This window comes from Mesorhizobium qingshengii (assembly GCF_027563465.1).
In the GTDB taxonomy this organism is placed as follows: Bacteria; Pseudomonadota; Alphaproteobacteria; order Rhizobiales; family Rhizobiaceae; genus Mesorhizobium; species Mesorhizobium qingshengii_A.
The window spans coordinates 1-1,265 of the sequence record NZ_JAPFQA010000054.1 but is presented as its reverse complement, the minus strand read 5'-3'; the positions used below and the strand labels follow the sequence as shown (position 1 = coordinate 1,265).

Annotated in this window: 1 protein-coding gene; it reads left to right on the top strand. The window is 61.2% G+C overall.

The genetic code is table 11. From position 1 onward, the window contains the following. Positions 1 to 81 precede the first annotated feature (81 nt). Positions 82 to 1,226 (top strand): IS3 family transposase gene (locus OOJ09_RS31915; RefSeq protein ID WP_420107578.1). Its coding sequence is split into 2 segments (ribosomal slippage): positions 82 to 358 and positions 358 to 1,226, totalling 1,146 coding nucleotides; the frame shifts between segments, so codons are not numbered across the junction. Positions 1,227 to 1,265: the final 39 nt, after the last annotated feature.

Here is a 1,265-nt window from a genome sequence, read left to right as displayed (position 1 = left end):
TGAGCGCCTCCCCGAAAATCGGACAGTGACGGAAGCTACGAACTGAAGTCTGCTGATCTCCAAGGACGAGGAGATCAGAATATGCGCAAACGCAGGAATCATGACGCGGGCTTCAAGGCTCGCGTGGCGCTAGAGGCCGTGAAGGGCGAGCGCACCGTGTCGGAGTTGGCCGCGGATTATGGCGTGCATCCGACGATGATCCACCAGTGGAAGAAGGCGCTGCTTGACGGGGCGGCGGACATCTTCGAGCGGGGCACGAAGAAGACCGCTGAGGTCGACGAGGACACTGTGCGTTCCTTGCATGCGAAGATCGGAGAGCTGGCCGTCGCCAACGATTTTTTGTCACGAAAGCTCAAGCCTTGGGGCGGGAAATGAGACGTGGGATGATCGAGCGGAACCATCCCGTGCTGTCGGTGGGCGCGCAGTGCCGCCTGCTGTCGATCTCGCGGTCCTCGTTCTATTACGAGCCGCAGGGTGAGGCAGAAATGAACCTCGCCCTCATGCTGCTGATCGACAAGCAGTTCCTGGAGACGCCCTTCTACGGCGTGCAGCAAATGACCTGGCACCTGCGGAATGAGGGCCATGCCGTGAACGTCAAGCGCATCCGGCGGTTGATGCGGCTTATGTGCCTGATGCCGATCTTCCAGAAGCCGGACACCAGCAGGCCCGCGAAGGGACACAAGACCTATCCCTATCTGCTGGGCGGGCTGCGGGTCGAGCGGCCCAATCAGGTCTGGTGCGCCGACATCACTTACCTGCCGATGCGCAGAGGCTTCCTCTATCTGGTCGCGATCATGGACTGGTTCACCCGCAAGGTACTGGCCTGGCGCATCTCGAACACGCTGGAGGCCGACTTCTGCGTCGAGGCCCTGAACGAGGCAATCCACCGCTTCGGCCCGCCCGAGATCATGAATACCGATCAGGGCTCGCAGTTCACGTCCTTCGCTTGGACCGACCGGCTGAAGCGGGTCGGGACCCGGATCTCCATGGACGGCAAGGGACGCTGTCTCGATAACATCTTCATCGAGCGCCTGTGGCGGTCGCTGAAGTATGAATGCGTCTACCTGCACGCCTGGGAGACTGGGTCGCAGGCCAAGGCAGGCGTCGGTCGCTGGATCACCTTCTACAACTACCAGCGGCCTCACGCAGCCCATGGCGGACAGCCGCCCGCCGTGGTCTACTTCAACAGCATCGAAACCGATCAGCAGGCGCGGAGAGTAGCTTAAACCACCCAGAAATCTGTCCGAAGATCGGGGAGTAGCTCA